The following is a 16,317-nucleotide window of genomic DNA, read 5'->3' on the forward strand; positions in this document are numbered from 1 at the left end:
CCCCTTTGTCGTGTGTGGTGACAGCGGAGCGAACCCCTGGTCGATCAGTGTGCGGCAAGGCGGAGCAATTCATCCAATAGAATGACTAGACCGCGAGGACGCGGCAATGTCGCATCTCAGGTCTGGCGGGCGTGGTTCCACCGCCCAGTCCGATGTATTGGGATGCTGGATTACAGAGTCGTTCCGTGCCCATGTGGTTCGAAGAGGAGAAGCATGTCGCCGGGGGAGTGGTTTGGCGCGATCAGACGCGCATGGTTGGGAATGCTGACCGTATTCGTCCTGAGCGTACTGACTTCGGGGGCGCTGCTTCTGGTCACCCCTGCGACGTACGAAGCGGAAGCTGAGATCGTCTTCGGCGCGAGCGACGAGGCCGCGACTTTCGTTCCGCGCACGATCGCCACGAATGCAGCCGTCCGGGCGCGCTCGGAGAGCGTCATCGCCTCGGTCGCCGATGAGTTCGACATGTCACGAAGAGAGCTCTCCGACAGCGTCTCCGCGACGTGGCGTCCAGAGACGTCGATTACCGCGGTCACGGTGTCGCACACGGAACCGGGCATGGCAGCGGCACTGGCGACGGCGATCGCCGAGAGGGTGGCCGACCAGACCGGTTCCGACGCGAGAGCGGAGACGTTCGAAGCGGTGACTCCCGATTCACCCGTCCGCCCGCGGGCAGCGACGGCGCTGCCGGTGGGGGCACTGCTGGGCGTCGCGCTGGCGGCGGCGTACGCCGGCCTCAGATTCGTCCTCTCCCGACGCGTCCGTTCCCTCGAAGATGCCGCCGAGCTGACAAGTCTTCCCGCGTATGCGTGGCCGAGCGGCGAGGCGACGCCGGAGCAGATGCGCGATCTGCACCTGATCATGAGTGCCTGGGCCGGAGACGATTCGGTCATCGTGCTGCTTCCTCTCGACGCAGCCGTCGACACGTCGCCGCTGGCGCGCGCGATCGAAGCAGGATCGACAGGACTGACCGTGACGCGGCGGCCGCCCCTTCAGGAAGGCCCCGTCGATATCGGAGCGGTTCAGCCCGGGGAAGCACTCGTGCTCGTGGCGAAGATCGGCAGCACCGACCGGCATTCAGCGCAGGCTCTCGGGCGTTGGCATCGCGAGGGCTCTGCGAGGGTGCGCGGAGTGATCGTCATCGATCCCGCGACAGCAAGAAGGCGCGCGATGAGCGCGGTGGGTGGGCCGGCACACGGGGGGCACGCATGAGTGCAGCGGAAGACACGGGTTACAGTGCGCTCAGCCGCCTCGTCCTGGACGGAGTCGCGTGGACCGTCGCGGCTCTCCTCGTCGTGCTCCTGCGCTACGACTTCCTCGTCCCCCTGGCGATCTGGCCGTTCGCTGCGATCGTGGTCGCCGGTCTGATCGCCGCCCAGTTCGCGGCAGGATTCATCCTTCATCTGTACCGGGGGAGATACCTGTACGGGTCCATCGAGGAAGTGCGCGCTCTCGGACTCTCGGCGCTTCTCGTGGGCGTCCTGATGGGCGTCGTGCTGCTCGTGTGGATGCGTCAACCGTCGGAGGCTCTCCGGACCGCACTGTCGGTCACGGCGATCGCCCTGATCCTGATGCTGGTCTTCCGCTACCTGCCGCTCGTGTTCGATCGGAGCGCGAAAGATGCTCCGGGGGGATCACGCAAGGTCCTCGTGTTCGGTGCAGGCTGGGTCGGACAGCAGCTGATCAGCCGAATGCTCAACGAGACGCAGGATCCGGTGTTCAACCCTGTGGGCCTGATCGATGACGATCAGAAGAAGCGGAACCTGCGGGTCAAGGGCATCCCGGTGCTCGGAACGCTCGCTCAGCTGAAGGCTGCCGTGGAGCTCAGCGGTGCGACCGAGCTCGTCATCGCGGTCGGTCGCGCCGACGCTGCGCTGCTGCGCCGCGCCACCGACGCGGGAAACGCCGCCGGTCTCAACGTGCTCGTGCTCCCCGAGCTCGACAAGGTGCTGCAGGGCGCGAGCCGCATCCGCGATCTGAGGGATGTGAGCATCGAAGACCTCATCGGTCGTCAGCCCGTCGACACCGACGTCAAGTCGATCGCCGGCTACGTGACCGGCAAGCGCGTCCTCGTCACCGGGGCCGGCGGGTCGATCGGCGGCGAGCTCTGCCGCCAGCTCGCGCAATTCGGTCCTGAGGTGCTCATCATGCTCGACCGCGACGAGAGCGGTCTGCAGGGAAGCCAGCTCAGCATCTCCGGCCACGGCCTGCTCGACACCGATGACGTCGTCCTCGCCGACATCCGAGACGTCGAATCGCTGCGGGAGATCTTCCGTCGGCACCGCCCTGAGGTCGTGTTCCATGCCGCGGCGCTGAAGCACCTTCCGATGCTCGAGCAGTATCCCGAGGAGGCATGGAAGACGAACGTACTCGGCACCCGCAACGTGCTCGAGGCAGCTCTCGACGTCGACGTCGAGACCTTCGTCAACATCTCCACCGACAAGGCGGCGAATCCGTCGAGCGTCCTCGGCCACTCCAAGCGGGTGGCCGAGAAGCTCACGGTCTGGGCGGCGAAGACGTCGGAGCGTCGGTACCTGTCCGTGCGCTTCGGCAACGTCATCGGAAGCCGGGGATCCATGCTCCCCATGTTCCGCACGCTGATCGAGGCCGGCGGTCCCGTGACCGTGACGCACCCCGAGGTCACCCGCTACTTCATGACGATCTCCGAAGCGTGCCAGCTGGTGGTCCAGGCCGGCGGGATCGGTCGGCCAGGGGAGGTACTCATCCTCGACATGGGGGAGCCCGTGAAGATCCTCGACATCGCGAAGCGCATGATCGCCATGTCCGGCGAGTTCATCGAGATCGTCTACACCGGTCTGCGTCCCGGTGAGAAACTGCACGAGGAGCTCGTCGGCGAGAACGAGGTCGTCGAGCGCCCCTTCCACCCCCAGATCCAGCACACGTCGATCGGGAGCATCAGCCCGCAGACCCTTGACCTCGGAGGGTGGAAGCGGCGGCTGCTCGTCGCGGACACCACGACTCCTGCCCATGGTCGCGAAGGAGACCTCACGCGATGAACGACCGCATCTACATGTCTTCCCCCGATGTCGGTGAGCGGGAGGAGAACGCGATCGTCGCGGCACTGCGCTCGGGGTGGGTCGCCCCGCTCGGCCCGGATGTCGACGCCTTCGAGCGTGAGATGTGCGACCGGGTCGGTACACGTCACGCCGTCGCGCTGAGCTCGGGAACGGCCGGGCTCCATCTCGGGCTTCTCGCTCTCGGCGTCGGTGCCGGAGACATCGTCCTGACATCGAGCTTCACGTTCGTGGCCACGGCCAACGCGATCGCCTACACGGGAGCGACGCCGTACTTCATCGATGCCGACCCCATCACCGGGAACATGGACGTGGGACTGCTCAGCGAGGTAGTCGCGGAGCTCGGATCGAAGGGAACGCCGGCCAAGGCGATCGTCCCCGTCGACCTGCTCGGCAAGGTCGCCGACCTCGAGGCCATCGAGCACATCGCCGGTGAGCACGGCATCCCGGTGCTCGCCGACGCCGCCGAGTCACTCGGCGCCAGCCGCAAGGGCCGACCGGCGGGGAGCTTCGGACGCGCGTCCGTCTTCTCCTTCAACGGCAACAAGATCATGACGACATCCGGCGGCGGCATGCTGGTGACGGATGACACGGAGCTCGCGGATCGCGTGCGCTACCTCGCGACGCAGGCACGGCAGCCGGTCGCGCACTACGAGCACACCGACATCGGATACAACTACCGGCTGAGCAACCTTCTCGCCGCGCTGGGTCGCGCGCAGCTGTCGCGCCTCGACGACATGATCCGCCGACGCCACCGCTGGCGCGAGGAGTATCGGGCGCTGTTCGCCGACGTGGACGGGGTCTCGGTGTTCGGCGGAGAAGACGACGCGGAGGACAACGCGTGGCTCACAGCCGTGCTCGTCGATGAGGACGTCACCGGGTGGAGTGCATCCGAGCTCTCCGCACACCTGGGCTCCCACGACATCGAGTCCAGGCCTCTGTGGAAGCCGATGCACCTGCAGCCGGTCTTCGTCGATGCCCCCGCCGCCGTGACCGGGGTCTCCGAGCGCTTCTTCCGCGGGGGCATCACGCTGCCGTCCGGATCGGCGCTGTCGGAGGAGCAGATGGACCGCGTGCAGAGCCTGATCCGCGAATTCCTGGTAGAGCGCGCATGAGCGGGCTCCTGTTCGATGCGGTGAAACGGGCGCTGGACGTGGTTTTCGCGGCCGTCGTGCTGATCGTGTCCCTTCCCCTGCAGCTCATCGTGGCAGCGCTGGTCCTGGTCAATCTCGGGCGCCCGGTGATCTTCCGGCAGCCTCGGCCCGGGCGCAGCGGAAAGGTGTTCACCCTCTACAAGTTCCGCACGATGCGCCCCGTCGATCCTGCCGGTGGACTCCCCGACGACGAAGCGCGGCTGAACGGCTTCGGACGCCTGCTCCGCAGTACCAGCCTCGACGAGCTTCCGACATTCTGGAACGTGCTCCTCGGAGACATGAGCCTGGTGGGTCCCCGCCCCCTGCTCGTGCAGTACCTCGACCGGTACACCCCTTCACAGGCACGCCGCCACGAGGTCCGTCCCGGCGTTACCGGATTGGCGCAGGTGAGCGGGCGGAACTCCGTCGACTGGGACGAGCGTCTGCAGCTCGATGTGAAGTACGTCGACGGGCGCTCGCTGCGGCTCGACCTCTGGATCCTCTGGCGCACCGTGGCGGTCGTGGTCCGCCGCGACGGCATCAGCGCCGAACAGCACGCGACGATGCCCGAGTTCCGGCCCGGTCCGAGGAATGCGGATGCGTGAGCTCATCATCCTCGGTGCTGGTGGCTTCGCTCGCGAGACTCTGGATGTGGTGGAAGCCCTCAACGCGGTATCGCCGGCTTTCGACGTACTCGGCTTCGCTGACGACGCCCCCAGCCCTCTCGCACTGACGCGTGTGGCCGAACGCGGTCATCGTCACCTCGGCGCCATCGATGCGGCACTCGCCGCGCACCCGGCATCGTTCTTCGTCATCGCCGTGGGGTCGCCCGAGCACCGCGCGGCGATTGCGGCGCGCGTGGGAAGCGACCGGGCGGCGACGCTGGTGCACCCCAACGCGTCGATCGGCTCCCGCGCTTCGATCGGCGCCGGGGCGGTCATCTGCGCCGGCGTGCTGGTCTCGACGAATGTCCGGATCGGACGACACGCTCATTTGAATCCGGGTGCCATCGTCGGCCATGACAGCGTCCTGGGGGACTCGGTGTCGTTGAATCCGGGTGCGGTGATCTCGGGTGACGTGCGCATCGAGGAGCGCGTGCTCATCGGTGCGAAGTCGGTGGTGCTCCAGGGACTGGAAATCGGCGCGGACGTGACGGTCGGTGCGGCGGCCTGCGTGACCAAGGACGCCCCTCCCCGGGTAACACTGGTGGGAGTGCCTGCGCGCGTCCATAGAACAACAGGAAAGAGTCACAGCTCGTGAAGGTAGTCATCACCGGCGGAGCCGGGTTCATCGGATCCAACCTCGTACGGCGGTTCAACGACGAGGCGCCGGAAGTCGATGTCCACGTGCTCGACGATTTCAGCACCGGACGTGATTCGAACCTGACCGGGACGAAGATCACGCTGCACCAGGGCTCCGTCGCGGATGCCGACGCGGTGGCCGCAGCGACGGTCGGCGCGGATGCGATCGTTCATCTCGGCGCGCTGGGCAGCGTTCCCCGATCCATCGACGACCCCATGGCTTCGCACGTCGCCAACCTGACGGGGACACTGACCGTTCTCGAGGCGGCCCGACGCGAGAACGCCTACGTGGTGATGGCGTCGTCGAGTTCGGTGTACGGGGCGAACCCGGCTCTGCCGAAGTCGGAGTTCGACTGGACGCGGCCGATGAGTCCGTACGCGGCGACCAAGCTGGGGGGAGAGGCGTACGTGCTGGCCTACCAGTATTCGTACGGGCTGCCGACTCTGGCCTTCCGCTTCTTCAACGTCTACGGGCCCTACCAGCCGGCCGATCATGTGTACGCCGCTGTCATCCCGAGGTTCGTCGATGCGGCGCTCTCCGGGCGAGCGCTCACCATCCACGGAGACGGTCTGCAGTCGCGAGACTTCACGAGCGTGGACACGGTGACGCATGCGTTGATGGTGGCGGTACAGGAACGTGTGACCTCGGGGCACCCCGTGAATCTGGCGTTCGGCACCAACACCACGCTGCGCGAACTGGTCGCGGTGATCGAGGAGCAGACCGGCGCTCCGGTGGCCGTCGAGCATGTCGATCCGCGTCCTGGCGATGTGCGCGCCTCCCAGTCCGACGGTGTGCGCCTGCGTGAGTTGTTCCCCGACGTCCAGCCGGTCCCGCTCGAGGAAGGGATCGCGAAGACGGTCGCGTGGTTCCGGAGCAAGGACTCGTGAGCGCGGCCGATACGGCGCGCATACTGATCGGCGTCACGGCGGACGTGTCCGTCGGCCTGCTGTCCGGGCTGCCGCACAAGCTGGCCGCGGACGGGTGGGAGGTGCATGTCGCGAGCTCACCGGGTGAGAGGCTCGAGGCGCTCGGATCCGAACCGGGGGTCACGGTGCACCCGCTCCCGATGGCGCGGGAGATCGACGTCGCCCGAGACATCCGCGGTCTGCGCGACTGGATGCGTCTGATCCGCCACCTGCGCCCCGATGCCGTGTTCGTGGGCACCCCGAAAGCGGGCCTGCTCGGCATCACGGCTGCCCGGCTGCTCGGCGTGCGTACCCGGGTCTACCACCTCCGTGGGCTGCGCCTGGAGACGGCCGCAGGAACGACTCGCCGTGTGCTGACGATCATGGAGCGTCTGACGATCCGCCTCGCGACGAAGACGCTGGCGGTGAGCCCGAGCCTCAGGCAGCGGGTCGTGTCACTGGGCCTCGCATCCGAATCTCGCGTCACCGTGCGCGGTCACGGCAGCTCCAACGGAGTGGATGTCGACCGCTTCGCGCCAGGCAACGCGGCGGCGCGGGTCGAGGGACTGCTTCCGGATGTCCCCGTCATCGGATTCGTCGGCCGGCTCAATCACGACAAGGGGCTCGAAGTCCTCGCGGAGGCCTGCCGCATTCTCGATGCCGAACGGGTCGAGTACCAGCTGCTGATCGTCGGCGGCATCGACGGTGCGGAGCTCGACTCCTTCTCGCTGCTGCGGCGGGCTCCGATCGTGCTCGGCGCCGTGGCGGACACGTCGATGTACTATCCCCTGATGCGAGCCCTCTGCCTTCCCACCCTGCGTGAAGGCTTTCCCAATGTCGTGCTGGAGGCGGGAGCGACCGGGATCGCGGTCGTGACGACGGATGCGACGGGCGCGGTCGATTCCGTGATCCCCGAGCGCACCGGTCTGATGGTGCCCGCGGGAGATGCGCAACAGCTCGCTGTGGCGCTGCGGCGTGTGGTCGAAGATCCGAGTCTCGCGGCGGGACTGGGCGCGGCTGCCCGGGACTTCGTGGTCGAGAACTTCCGGCGCGACGCGGTTCACGCCTCGGTGTCCGAGTTCCTCCGCGGCGAGCTGGCACGAGGTCGGCGATGACCGAAGTCTCCAACGGCGTCGCCGCGCTCGTCGTCGTCGCCGCGCTCATCGGACTCACCGCGCTGACGTGGTTCATCGCCCGTCGCGCGTTCCTTCCCGTGGCCGTGCACAACGGCGTGTGGGCGGTGACGCTGGTTCTCGTCGGATCGGGTCTCATCGCCTATCACAGTGCGTCGCTGGCGGCATGGGGTGTGCTGGCGGTCGGGCTCGCGTTCTTCTCGGTCGGAGCGTGGGGAGGGGTGGCGCTAGCGTCGCGCAAGGCACGCAGTGCGGATCTCGCGCCGCGCGATCATGCACTCGTGAGTCGGCGAACACTGCTGATCTTGTCCGGCGCGTACGCGCTGGGGTTCGGCGTCTACATCTGGACGATCCTCCAGCGCTTCGGGTGGGAGACCTTCTGGTTCGATCCCGGAACGATTCGAGGGGCCGCGGAGTCGTATCTCGCGGGCGTACCCCTGTGGGCGCGACTGCTGATGTACGTGGGGCCTCTCTTGCTCGCGATCCTGATCGTGCCGGGTTCGGTCCGCAACGGACTGGCATGGTGGTGGCGCGCTCCGGCGGCGGTGGTGCTCGCCGGGTCGATGCTCGCCCTGCTGCAGAGGACCAACCTCTTCGCGGGCGTCCTCCTCGCGATCGGCGCGCTCCTTCTGCTCTACGGCAGGGCGTGGGGCACCGGTCCCGTGCGTGCGTGGTACCGGCGGCGGTGGGTGCCGGTGGTGGCGATCGGCGCGATCGGCGTGGGCGCGCTTCTCGCGTTCCAGTTGCTCGCCGGGGCGCTGGGCAAGACGGGCGATGTCGGCAGCAACGTCTCGCCCGCCCTCAGTGCGTCCGGCCTCTCCAGCCCGTTCATCTATCTGACCGCCGGGGTGCCAGCGTTCCTGACCCTGGTCGATTCGACCAACAGTGCCTGGCCGCCGGTGGGCGGACCCCGTCTCGTCTACGGCGACTACGACCCGCAGACCTTCGGCACCGCGTTCTTCGAGCCGGTCCTGAGTCTGATTCCCGGACTCCGCACCTGGAATTCGGGGGCGCCGTTCGTCGATGTGGGCACCCTGACGAACGTGTACACCTGGTTGGAGCCCTTCTACCGGGACTGGCGAGTCGTCGGCGTCGCGATCGGGGCGGCCGGCATCGGTGTCCTCGTGGCGTATCTCTACGCCACGAGGAAGGCATCGCCCGCGCGTTGGTGGCTCGCGGCCCTCCTGCTCTCCACGCTGTTCCTGGTCACCTTTGCACAGAAGACCAACAACACGCTGTATCTCGTGACGGCTGCGGTCATCGTGGTGCTCGGCGCCGTGGGCTCCCGACGGAGGCGAACATCATGAGCGTGCTGCACACCTACACCAGCTACGGGCGCAGAGCGGGAAGCGCGAGAGTCCGCGTCTTCGATTGGCTCGATCAGGTGGATGTACCCGCCGTCACCCACTCGTATCTCGACGGTGCGACCAACTCCGGACGGTCTCTCCTGACGTCGCCGCGACGCCTGTTCGAAGCCGAGCGCAAACTGCGTCGCACACCCTCGGGCGACGCGCGCGTCCTGGTCTCGCGGCAGGCGAGTCCGCTGAGTCGCGGCGGCGTCGAGAGACGACTGCTGCAGGGCGCGCGAGTCGGGGTGTACGACTTCGACGACGCCCTCTATCTCGACCGCCGCGGGCCCTTCCCGAAGGCCTCGATCTGGCGGGCGGCCGTGACGGCGGCCGACGTGGTCATCGCGGGCAACGCGACGCTCGCCGAAGAGGCGGGCCGGATCAACCGCAATGTGACCGTCATCCCCAGCTGCGTCGATCCGGCCCAGTACACGCGCAAGACCGGCTTCGACCTCGGGGCGACACCACGCGCAGTGTGGATCGGCTCGCCCGCCACGGAGCGCTATCTCCGTGACATCGAATCCGCGCTCGTGCGCGCGCACGCGGAGACAGGTATGCGGCTCACCGTCATCAGCGCGGGAGAGGCGGAGCTCGGTCCGCTGGATGCGATGGTCGACCGGGTGGCATGGTCACCGCAGACCTTCGGAGCCGCGCTAGCCGACGCCGATCTCGGGCTGATGCCGACGCCTGATTCCGCGTGGGCGCGGGGCAAGTGCGGGTACAAGCTGCTCCAGTACGGCGCAGCCGGGCTCCCCATGATGGGAGACCCGGTCGGCGTCAATGCAGAGATCCTGCGTAGGGGCGACGGTCTTGCACCGCAGAGCACCGCGGAGTGGGCGGATGCCCTGGTGGGCTTCTTCTCGGAGAGCGCGAAGCGACGCCGTGAGCGCGGCGAGGCGGGCCACAGCGCCGTGCGCGACCACTACAGCTTCTCGGCGTGGGCGCCCGCCTGGCGTCAGGCCGTGACCGGCGTCTGACCCGACCGCCGCGCGATGAAGAGCCAGTAGAGCGACGACATCAGCGTGGAGAGGGCGTAGGCCCAGATCGCTCCGTTCAGCCCGGCCAGCAGAGCGCCCAGCAACGGGCCGACGACGCCGAGAGTCGTCTGGACGAGGCGGGCGGCGAGCAGGTCACGTCGTGATGCACGCAGGCGCGACACGATGTAGAAGGTGTGGCCCACCATGTTCGCCATGACGAAGATCGCCGTCGGCACCGCGAACGGTACGAGGTCGCGGAGGGTGCCGAGCGGCCAGGGGGTTTCGCCGAGGAGGAGCAGCACTCCGGCGGCCAGCGCGCCGAAGATCACACCGCCGGCGAGGACGAGGCCGATGGTCGCCGCAGACATCCGCAGTCGGGCGATGCGCGGTCGGATCGGATTCAGCAGCAGCCGTACCGGGGCGGCGACGTTCGACACGGCCCGGTAGACGCCGAACGGTCCCACTCCCAGGATCGGAGCCAGCGCGTACGGCGTGCCGATGGAGGAGGCATCCATGATCAGCGAGTCGCGCACCAGGGGAGCGATGGCGGCCCGCCGCTGACGGATCCAGCGGACGAGCACCCCTGGGCGGTTCAGCGCCGGCCATCGCGAGAACACGGCGGCGACGACGCTCGATGCCGCCCAGGTGCCGAGGACCCACGCGAGCTCTCCGCTGTGGAGCACAAGCGTGACGGCACACAGGGCGACCGCGACGACCGCGCCCAGGGCATCGCCGAGGACGGAACCGCGCGTGTCACCGTTCTCGACCGCGTAGAACCGTGCGGTCGACCGATATGAACTGCCACCGATCGCGAGTGCCACGAGCCACCAGTAGGGCGTCAGCGGCGAGTGCGTCACGGCGACGATGAGGCCGCCGGCCGCTGCGAAGAGCAGGGCGAACTCCGTCGATGCGCCGCTGAAGTCCGACCAGGGTGTGGGGGTGTCGCCGCGCGAACGGGTCGCCGCCTCGCAGATGAGCGAGAGGGCGAGCGACAGAGCGAAGGCGCCCGCGAGGTAGACGATGGAGAAGAGACCGAAATCCGCGGGACCAAGTGTGATGAGGCCGAGGACCTGAACGGAGAGCGTCGCGACCGCGGCAGCCGAAGACGTGAGGATCAGGCGCAGCGAGCTCACAAACGAACGACCCTGGACCCCGTGAGCCGGCCCTTGGTGTCGAGCACAGGCGTCGGCGAGTCGCTGAGAAGTTCCAGGTCGAAGTCCGAGTGATCCGTCACCAGGATGACCAGATCCGCGGCGTCGATCTCCGCTGCGGAGAGCTCCACGCGCTCCACCGTGGCCGGCCAGCGGTGCGACTCCACATGCCTGTCCGCGCCGCGGATGGAGGCGCCGAAGGAGGTGAGCAGCTCGATGAGGCGAAGGGAGGGCGACTCGCGGATGTCGGCCGTGTCGCGCTTGTACGCGAGTCCGACGAGCAGGATCGTTGACCCCTTCAACGAGCGCTCATCTTCGTTGAGCAGTTCCATGGACCGCTGAGCGACATAGTCGGGCATGTGGTCGTTGACGTCGTTCGCCAGCTCGACGAAGCGGAAGCTGCGTCCGAGCTTCCGGCGCACCTGCCAGGAGAGGTAGCTCGGGTCGACGGGAAGGCAGTGTCCGCCGACACCGGGCCCCGGGGTGAACTTCATGTACCCGAAGGGCTTGGTGGCCGCGGCGTCGATCGACTCCCAGATGTCGACTTCGAGCTCGTGCGCGAAGACCGCCAACTCGTTCACGAGAGCGATGTTCACATGACGGAAGGTGTTCTCCAGCAGCTTGGTGAGCTCCGCCTCTTTCGGCGTGCTCACGCTGACCGTCTCGTCGACGAGACGGTCGTAGAAGGCCTTCACCTTGCCGAGTGATTGCTCGTCGATGCCGGAGACGACCTTCGGTGTGTTGACGAAGCCCCACTTCGGGTTGCCCGGGTCGATGCGCTCCGGGCTGTATCCGACGGCGAAGTCGCGTCCGGCCTCGAGCCCGGAACCGGCCTCGAGGATCGGAACGAGGATCTCCTCGGTCGTGCCCGGATAGGTCGTGGATTCGAGCACGACCGTCGCGCCCCGGGTCAGCCGGGTTGCGAGCGAGGCGCCGGCGGACTCGATGTACGAGATGTCGGGGAGGCCCTCCCGAAGCGGAGTCGGGACGGTGATCACCGCGACGTCGAACCCCGCGGTGTCGTCGTAGTCGGACGATGCGAGATACCGTCCGGTGGCGATCGCCTCGTTCAGCTGCTCCGACGAGATGTCATCGACGTACGACTCCCCACCATGCAGAGCGGCGATGCGGACGGTGTCGACGTCGAGACCGACGACAGTCATGCCCACGTCTACGGCGCGCATGGCCACCGGAAGTCCGACGTATCCCTGACCGATGACAACAGCTTTCACGTGCGCTCCTCCATGGTGTGGGCGAACCCCGCCATGGGCGTGCGACGCAGTCTGCGACGCTGCTCAGGTCCACCTCGGTAGTATATTGCGGTGACCCGAGACTCCAGACGCGCGCGTCGAGCCCAGAACGAGCAGCAGCGTCGGAAGACTCGGAAGACTCGGATCATCCTGTGGGTGGTCGGAATCGTGCTCGCACTTCTCATCGCCGTCGCCGTCATCGCGGCGATCCTCATTCCGAAGGCACTCGACGCCAAGGACAAGCTCGAGGCATCGGTGCCGCTCGCACAGAGCATCCCGGGACTGATCGCCTCCGGCGACACTGCCGGCGCGCAGGCCGCCGCGGAGGAGCTGACGAAGACCGCCGCTTCCGCGCACGAGCAGACCAGCGGATTCCTCTGGGAATCGCTGGAGTGGGTGCCGGTGATCGGCCCGAACCTCCATGGCGTGCGCATGGCGACCGCTGCCGTCGACGAGCTGGCCACCAAGGCGCTCCTACCGGCCGCGGCCATCGACATCGCTGCGCTGCGCCCTTCGGGTGGGGGGCTCGACCTTCAGGCGATCCGCGGGATCGGAGACATCGCTCGGTCGGCCGATGAAGCCGTACGCACTGCATCCTCGATGCTGGCAGACGTCGACCACGGCGCACTCCTCGGTCCGGTGGCATCGGGCGTCGATCGCATCGAGAAGGTACTCAAGCCTGCGGCGAGCACCCTCGACGGCGTGATGCCATTGGTCGAAGCCCTCCCCGAGATCCTGGGCGAGGGCGGCCCTCGTGACGTGCTGGTCATCTTCCAGAACAACGGAGAGGTGATGTCCGGCGGAGGCACCATCGGCTCCATGGCGCAGGTGCACATCGACAACGGTGCGATCTCGATCGTGAACCAGTCGTCGGCGTCCGGGCGCGACTTCCCGAACTTCCGTCCGCCCGTCGGGGGAGTGACCCAGGAGGAGAGCGATCTGTACGGCTTCCTTTTCGGAAGCTATGTCCAGGCTCTCACCCGCTCGCCGCGTTTCGACCGGACGTTCGAGGTCGCGCGCGACATGTGGCGCGACGCCAAGGGTGTCGAGGTCGACGCCGTGGTCTCCCTCGACACCGTCGCCCTCAGCTACCTCCTCGTAGCGACCGGACCCGTCACGATCCCCGGTGGACCGGAGATCTCGAATTCCAACGCGGTGGCGATGCTGCTGGGTGACCTGTACAACACCTACGAGCCTGCGGAGGTCGACATGATCAACCAGGTCTTCGCCGGCCTGACTCTGCAGAAGCTGATGGGCGGCGAGGTGGACTTCGCCAAGCTGTCCTCCGTGCTCGGACTCGCAGCGAAAGAGGGACGGATCGCGATCTGGAGTGCTCGCGAATCGGAGCAGCAGCTCATCGCGGGCACGCTGGTCGATCGCCGAGGTCCGTATGCGGGTGAGGGTGCCGAAGGCTTCGGCGTCTACTTCATCGACTCGACGCCCGGGAAGATGCAGCGTTACATGAAGCAGGCGATCGACGTGAGCCAGCCGGTCTGCGCAGCGGATGGTCGGCGCCATGTGTTCGTGACGGTCACGCTGACCAACGGCGTGGACCCGGCTGCGGTGCGTGGCCTTCCGGAGTACGTCACCGGAGTCGGTATCGAGACGCCGAAGGGGTCCATGCAGGTGGAGACGCTCGTCTTCGCCCCGGAGGGGTACACGGCGGTCGGCCAGAGGGCTGACGCGGAGCTCACGCGGTCCGAGGTGCGACGGGACCAGGAGTTCACCGTCGGAACGATGCGGTTGACGCTGGCTCCCCAGGAGACACGGACTCTCACCTACGAGTTCGTGGCGGATTCCGACGAGACCACGAAGATCGAGCTCGACAGCACGCCGGTCGTCACCCCGACCGTCGTCACGCAGGACGCCGTCACCTGTCAGTGACCGGTACCACGGGCGCGCGCCCGCTTCTGCAGCGGCTGGACACGGTGGCCGACGTGCTCGCCGCCGGGATCCTGGCCTACCTGATCGTCTTGCCCGTGGGGCACAACCTGTTCCTGGCGTCCTTGCTCCTTCTGCTCGGGCTGTGGTGCGTCTGGAGGCTCGTCCGTCGTCCTCGCAGCCTTCCTCCCCTTCTTCTGGCAGCGGCCTGCTGCGCTGCCGCCGCGATGCTCGTCGGCGTGATCGGCGGTGCAGGCAACCCCGGCTTCGCTCACTCCCTGATCAGCTGGGTCGCCGCCCCCGTTCTCTTCTGGGTATGGGCCAGCCAGATGGACGAGCACGTGGTCGCTCTGTTCCTGCGGTTCGCGGCGGGGGCGACGGTGGCTCTGGCGGTGATCGTGCTGGCGCTGTGGACGTTGGGCGCGGTGGGAGTCGAGCCTGCGTTGTGGATCAGGATCGTCTTCGACGCAGACGTCTCCGGTGCGTGGCCGAATGTGGTCGTGGGTGTCTACGGAGCATCATCGCTGATCGCCCTCGGCCCGCTCTGGATCGTCGGGATGTTCTTCCGGGGTCCGGGTCTCCCGTCCCGGAACCTCATGGTGGCCGCAGCCGTTCTCGCGACGCTGGCAGCGGTGGTCAGCACCCGCAGGGCTGCGCTCGCGCTGGGACTGGTGGTCCCGATCCTGATCTTCATCGCCTACCTCGTGTCGGTGGGGCGCGCCTGGTTCACTCGGCGCCATGTGCGTGCGCTCATGATCTCCGCGGGGGTCGCGGTGCTCGCAGCGATCGCGTTGCTGATCACACCGCCAGGACAACGCATGAGTGCTGGTGTCCTCGCGCTGGTGACCGGCAGAGGGGGAACCGCCGACGAGGATCTGAGGATCGAGCAGGTGGAGCGGTTGTGGGCGGCGTTCTTGGAGTCGCCCATCTTCGGCCACGGTATCGGTGCGGTCATCCCCGGCTACGCGCGCAGCGATGAGCGCCCCTGGAACTTCGAGATGCAGTACAACCTGATTCTCTTCCAGGTGGGAGTGGTCGGCGTGCTGCTCCTCGTCGCGAGTACGGTGCTCGTCGTGTGTGCAGCGGTGCGTGTCGTGACACGTCGCCCGGACGCGAGGCCCGTCGTGTTCACCACGGGCGCTGGCGCACTCGCCGTACTCGCCGCGAACGCCCTCAACCCGCTGCTGCAGGCACCCGGACATTTCTGGGCGGTCTTCCTCTTCATCGGCGCGGTCGCCGCCTTCCGGTCGCTGCCGGGCGACGCGACGGGCTCCGCATCGGAGTCCTTTGCCTCTGGTGATGACGCGGTGGTTCGTGCAGACTAGGCACACATCGCACACCGTCTCCGAAGGGGAATCATGGGTATCGACGACGCCGTCAACAAGGGCAAGGACCTGTACGAGCAGAACAAGGACAAGATTGCCGAGGCCGTGAAGAGCGAGCAGGCTGAGGACATCAGCGACAAGGTGCTGGACGGCGTCGCCGACTTCGCCAAGAAGCTCGCCCCCGGTGCTGCCGACAAGATCGACGAGATCCGGGACGGCGCCGACAAGGCCGTCGGCAACGAGTAAGCAGCAGCGCTAGTCAAGAGCGGCGATCCACCACCGGTGGGTCGCCGCTCTTACGTCTGCGGGGGCACCGCGTCCGCACCGGAATGTCGTCGAATGTGGCGCATTCACTCGTGTATCCAGTAGGATCATCTCGACCACCTGGGGATCTTGTGGTCGGGGAAGCCGAAGGGGTTCGGTTTCCCGAAGCACGCGGTTCTTCCGCGTTCAAACTGGGGATATGCGATCTTGGGGATCATCGTGCGACGCGTGCACTCTGTGCGCCTGAGCGTCTCCCTGCCTGCGCGGCGGGTCTACCGCCGCGCCCTCGGTCGAGGAGTTCGGCGTCCCTTCACGCCGAACTGCTCGCGTTCGGTGTGCCCCCTCGCGCCGAACGCCCTCCCCAAGCGGGGCGAGGCATGGGGATGCCTCGCCCCGCTATCTCCTGCGATCTGACCCGTTCGGGCGTCGTCTGAAGGTCCGGTCGACGGTCGCGACACGCCCGGGTTTGCGGAAGTGAAATCCGCCGTGGCAGAATAGACAGGTTCGATATTCCGTCGCCGCTGTGCGTGCGCCGGATCACTGCCAGGGCAGTGCATAGACGGCGCCTCCTCCGGGACGGTGCAGGGTTCTAGGCCGCGGGTAGCAGAACACATC

At 67.4% G+C, this 16,317-nt stretch carries 14 protein-coding genes; 12 read left to right on the forward strand and 2 right to left on the reverse strand.

Annotated features, from left to right (window positions below; translation table 11 throughout):
• The first annotated feature begins 261 nt into the window (after nucleotides 1-261).
• The 9 genes from ACIQTX_RS06210 to ACIQTX_RS06250 are packed head-to-tail and all read left to right on the forward strand — an operon-like array spanning nucleotide 262 to nucleotide 9,831.
• Entirely contained in the window at nucleotides 262-1,209 is a 948-nt protein-coding gene (locus tag ACIQTX_RS06210; RefSeq protein WP_402970260.1) for a hypothetical protein, read from the forward strand.
• Nucleotides 1,206-3,014: a polysaccharide biosynthesis protein gene (locus tag ACIQTX_RS06215; protein WP_402970262.1), complete on the forward strand. Its 1,809-nt coding sequence runs from the start codon at nucleotides 1,206-1,208 to the stop codon at nucleotides 3,012-3,014. Before ACIQTX_RS06210 ends, ACIQTX_RS06215 begins: the two co-directional genes overlap by 4 nt.
• The gene (locus ACIQTX_RS06220) at nucleotides 3,011-4,147 is read left to right on the forward strand and encodes a DegT/DnrJ/EryC1/StrS family aminotransferase (protein ID WP_402970265.1); all 1,137 of its coding nucleotides are present in this window, start codon (nucleotides 3,011-3,013) and stop codon (nucleotides 4,145-4,147) included. The genes ACIQTX_RS06215 and ACIQTX_RS06220 overlap by 4 nt, the downstream gene beginning before the upstream one ends.
• Nucleotides 4,144-4,770: a sugar transferase gene (locus ACIQTX_RS06225; RefSeq protein WP_402970267.1), complete on the forward strand. Its 627-nt coding sequence runs from the start codon at nucleotides 4,144-4,146 to the stop codon at nucleotides 4,768-4,770. Before ACIQTX_RS06220 ends, ACIQTX_RS06225 begins: the two co-directional genes overlap by 4 nt.
• Nucleotides 4,763-5,425, forward strand: coding sequence for an acetyltransferase (locus ACIQTX_RS06230; RefSeq protein ID WP_402970270.1), 663 nt, complete (start codon nucleotides 4,763-4,765; stop codon nucleotides 5,423-5,425). Before ACIQTX_RS06225 ends, ACIQTX_RS06230 begins: the two co-directional genes overlap by 8 nt.
• On the forward strand, nucleotides 5,422-6,354 hold the full coding sequence (locus tag ACIQTX_RS06235) for an NAD-dependent epimerase/dehydratase family protein (protein WP_402970273.1): 933 nt from the start codon (nucleotides 5,422-5,424) through the stop codon (nucleotides 6,352-6,354). Before ACIQTX_RS06230 ends, ACIQTX_RS06235 begins: the two co-directional genes overlap by 4 nt.
• Complete coding sequence (locus tag ACIQTX_RS06240; protein ID WP_402970276.1) at nucleotides 6,351-7,487, forward strand: glycosyltransferase family 4 protein; 1,137 nt, start codon at nucleotides 6,351-6,353, stop codon at nucleotides 7,485-7,487. The genes ACIQTX_RS06235 and ACIQTX_RS06240 overlap by 4 nt, the downstream gene beginning before the upstream one ends.
• Nucleotides 7,484-8,812 (forward strand): O-antigen polymerase, encoded by a 1,329-nt coding sequence (locus ACIQTX_RS06245; RefSeq protein WP_402970279.1) that lies wholly within the window; start codon nucleotides 7,484-7,486, stop codon nucleotides 8,810-8,812. Before ACIQTX_RS06240 ends, ACIQTX_RS06245 begins: the two co-directional genes overlap by 4 nt.
• Nucleotides 8,809-9,831: a hypothetical protein gene (locus ACIQTX_RS06250; protein WP_402970281.1), complete on the forward strand. Its 1,023-nt coding sequence runs from the start codon at nucleotides 8,809-8,811 to the stop codon at nucleotides 9,829-9,831. Before ACIQTX_RS06245 ends, ACIQTX_RS06250 begins: the two co-directional genes overlap by 4 nt.
• Here ACIQTX_RS06250 and ACIQTX_RS06255 read toward each other — a convergent pair.
• Both ACIQTX_RS06255 and ACIQTX_RS06260 read right to left on the reverse strand, forming a co-directional pair.
• A complete protein-coding gene (locus tag ACIQTX_RS06255) occupies nucleotides 9,810-10,964 on the reverse strand; it encodes a hypothetical protein (protein WP_402970284.1) in 1,155 nt (384 codons plus the stop codon). The two genes, ACIQTX_RS06250 and ACIQTX_RS06255, sit on opposite strands and share 22 nt — an antisense overlap.
• A complete protein-coding gene (locus tag ACIQTX_RS06260; RefSeq protein WP_402970287.1) occupies nucleotides 10,961-12,214 on the reverse strand; it encodes a nucleotide sugar dehydrogenase in 1,254 nt (417 codons plus the stop codon). Before ACIQTX_RS06260 ends, ACIQTX_RS06255 begins: the two co-directional genes overlap by 4 nt.
• Before the next feature lie 90 nt (nucleotides 12,215-12,304).
• On the opposite strand from ACIQTX_RS06260, the gene ACIQTX_RS06265 reads away from it, so the two are divergent.
• From ACIQTX_RS06265 to ACIQTX_RS06275, 3 genes are read left to right on the forward strand one after another with little or no spacing between them, the layout of a single operon-like run.
• Nucleotides 12,305-14,116, forward strand: a complete 1,812-nt coding sequence (locus ACIQTX_RS06265) for a DUF4012 domain-containing protein (protein WP_402970290.1) — start codon at nucleotides 12,305-12,307, stop codon at nucleotides 14,114-14,116.
• Nucleotides 14,113-15,438, forward strand: a complete 1,326-nt coding sequence (locus ACIQTX_RS06270; RefSeq protein ID WP_402970292.1) for a hypothetical protein — start codon at nucleotides 14,113-14,115, stop codon at nucleotides 15,436-15,438. Before ACIQTX_RS06265 ends, ACIQTX_RS06270 begins: the two co-directional genes overlap by 4 nt.
• Nucleotides 15,439-15,471: 33 nt before the next feature.
• Nucleotides 15,472-15,684, forward strand: a complete 213-nt coding sequence (locus ACIQTX_RS06275; RefSeq protein WP_402970295.1) for a hypothetical protein — start codon at nucleotides 15,472-15,474, stop codon at nucleotides 15,682-15,684.
• Nucleotides 15,685-16,317 lie beyond the last annotated feature (633 nt).

Source organism: Microbacterium sp. NPDC090281, from assembly GCF_044769635.1.
Lineage (GTDB): Bacteria > Actinomycetota > Actinomycetes > Actinomycetales > Microbacteriaceae > Microbacterium.

Bases quoted from the DNA above. Each gene is read 5' to 3' on its own strand.
- ACIQTX_RS06210 (WP_402970260.1), top strand. From the start codon at position 262: ATGCTGACCGTATTCGTCCTGAGCGTACTGACTTCGGGGGCGCTGCTT.
- ACIQTX_RS06215 (WP_402970262.1), top strand. From the start codon at position 1,206: ATGAGTGCAGCGGAAGACACGGGTTACAGTGCGCTCAGCCGCCTCGTC.
- ACIQTX_RS06220 (WP_402970265.1), top strand. From the start codon at position 3,011: ATGAACGACCGCATCTACATGTCTTCCCCCGATGTCGGTGAGCGGGAG.
- ACIQTX_RS06225 (WP_402970267.1), top strand. From the start codon at position 4,144: ATGAGCGGGCTCCTGTTCGATGCGGTGAAACGGGCGCTGGACGTGGTT.
- ACIQTX_RS06230 (WP_402970270.1), top strand. From the start codon at position 4,763: ATGCGTGAGCTCATCATCCTCGGTGCTGGTGGCTTCGCTCGCGAGACT.
- ACIQTX_RS06245 (WP_402970279.1), top strand. From the start codon at position 7,484: ATGACCGAAGTCTCCAACGGCGTCGCCGCGCTCGTCGTCGTCGCCGCG.
- ACIQTX_RS06250 (WP_402970281.1), top strand. From the start codon at position 8,809: ATGAGCGTGCTGCACACCTACACCAGCTACGGGCGCAGAGCGGGAAGC.
- ACIQTX_RS06275 (WP_402970295.1), top strand. From the start codon at position 15,472: ATGGGTATCGACGACGCCGTCAACAAGGGCAAGGACCTGTACGAGCAG.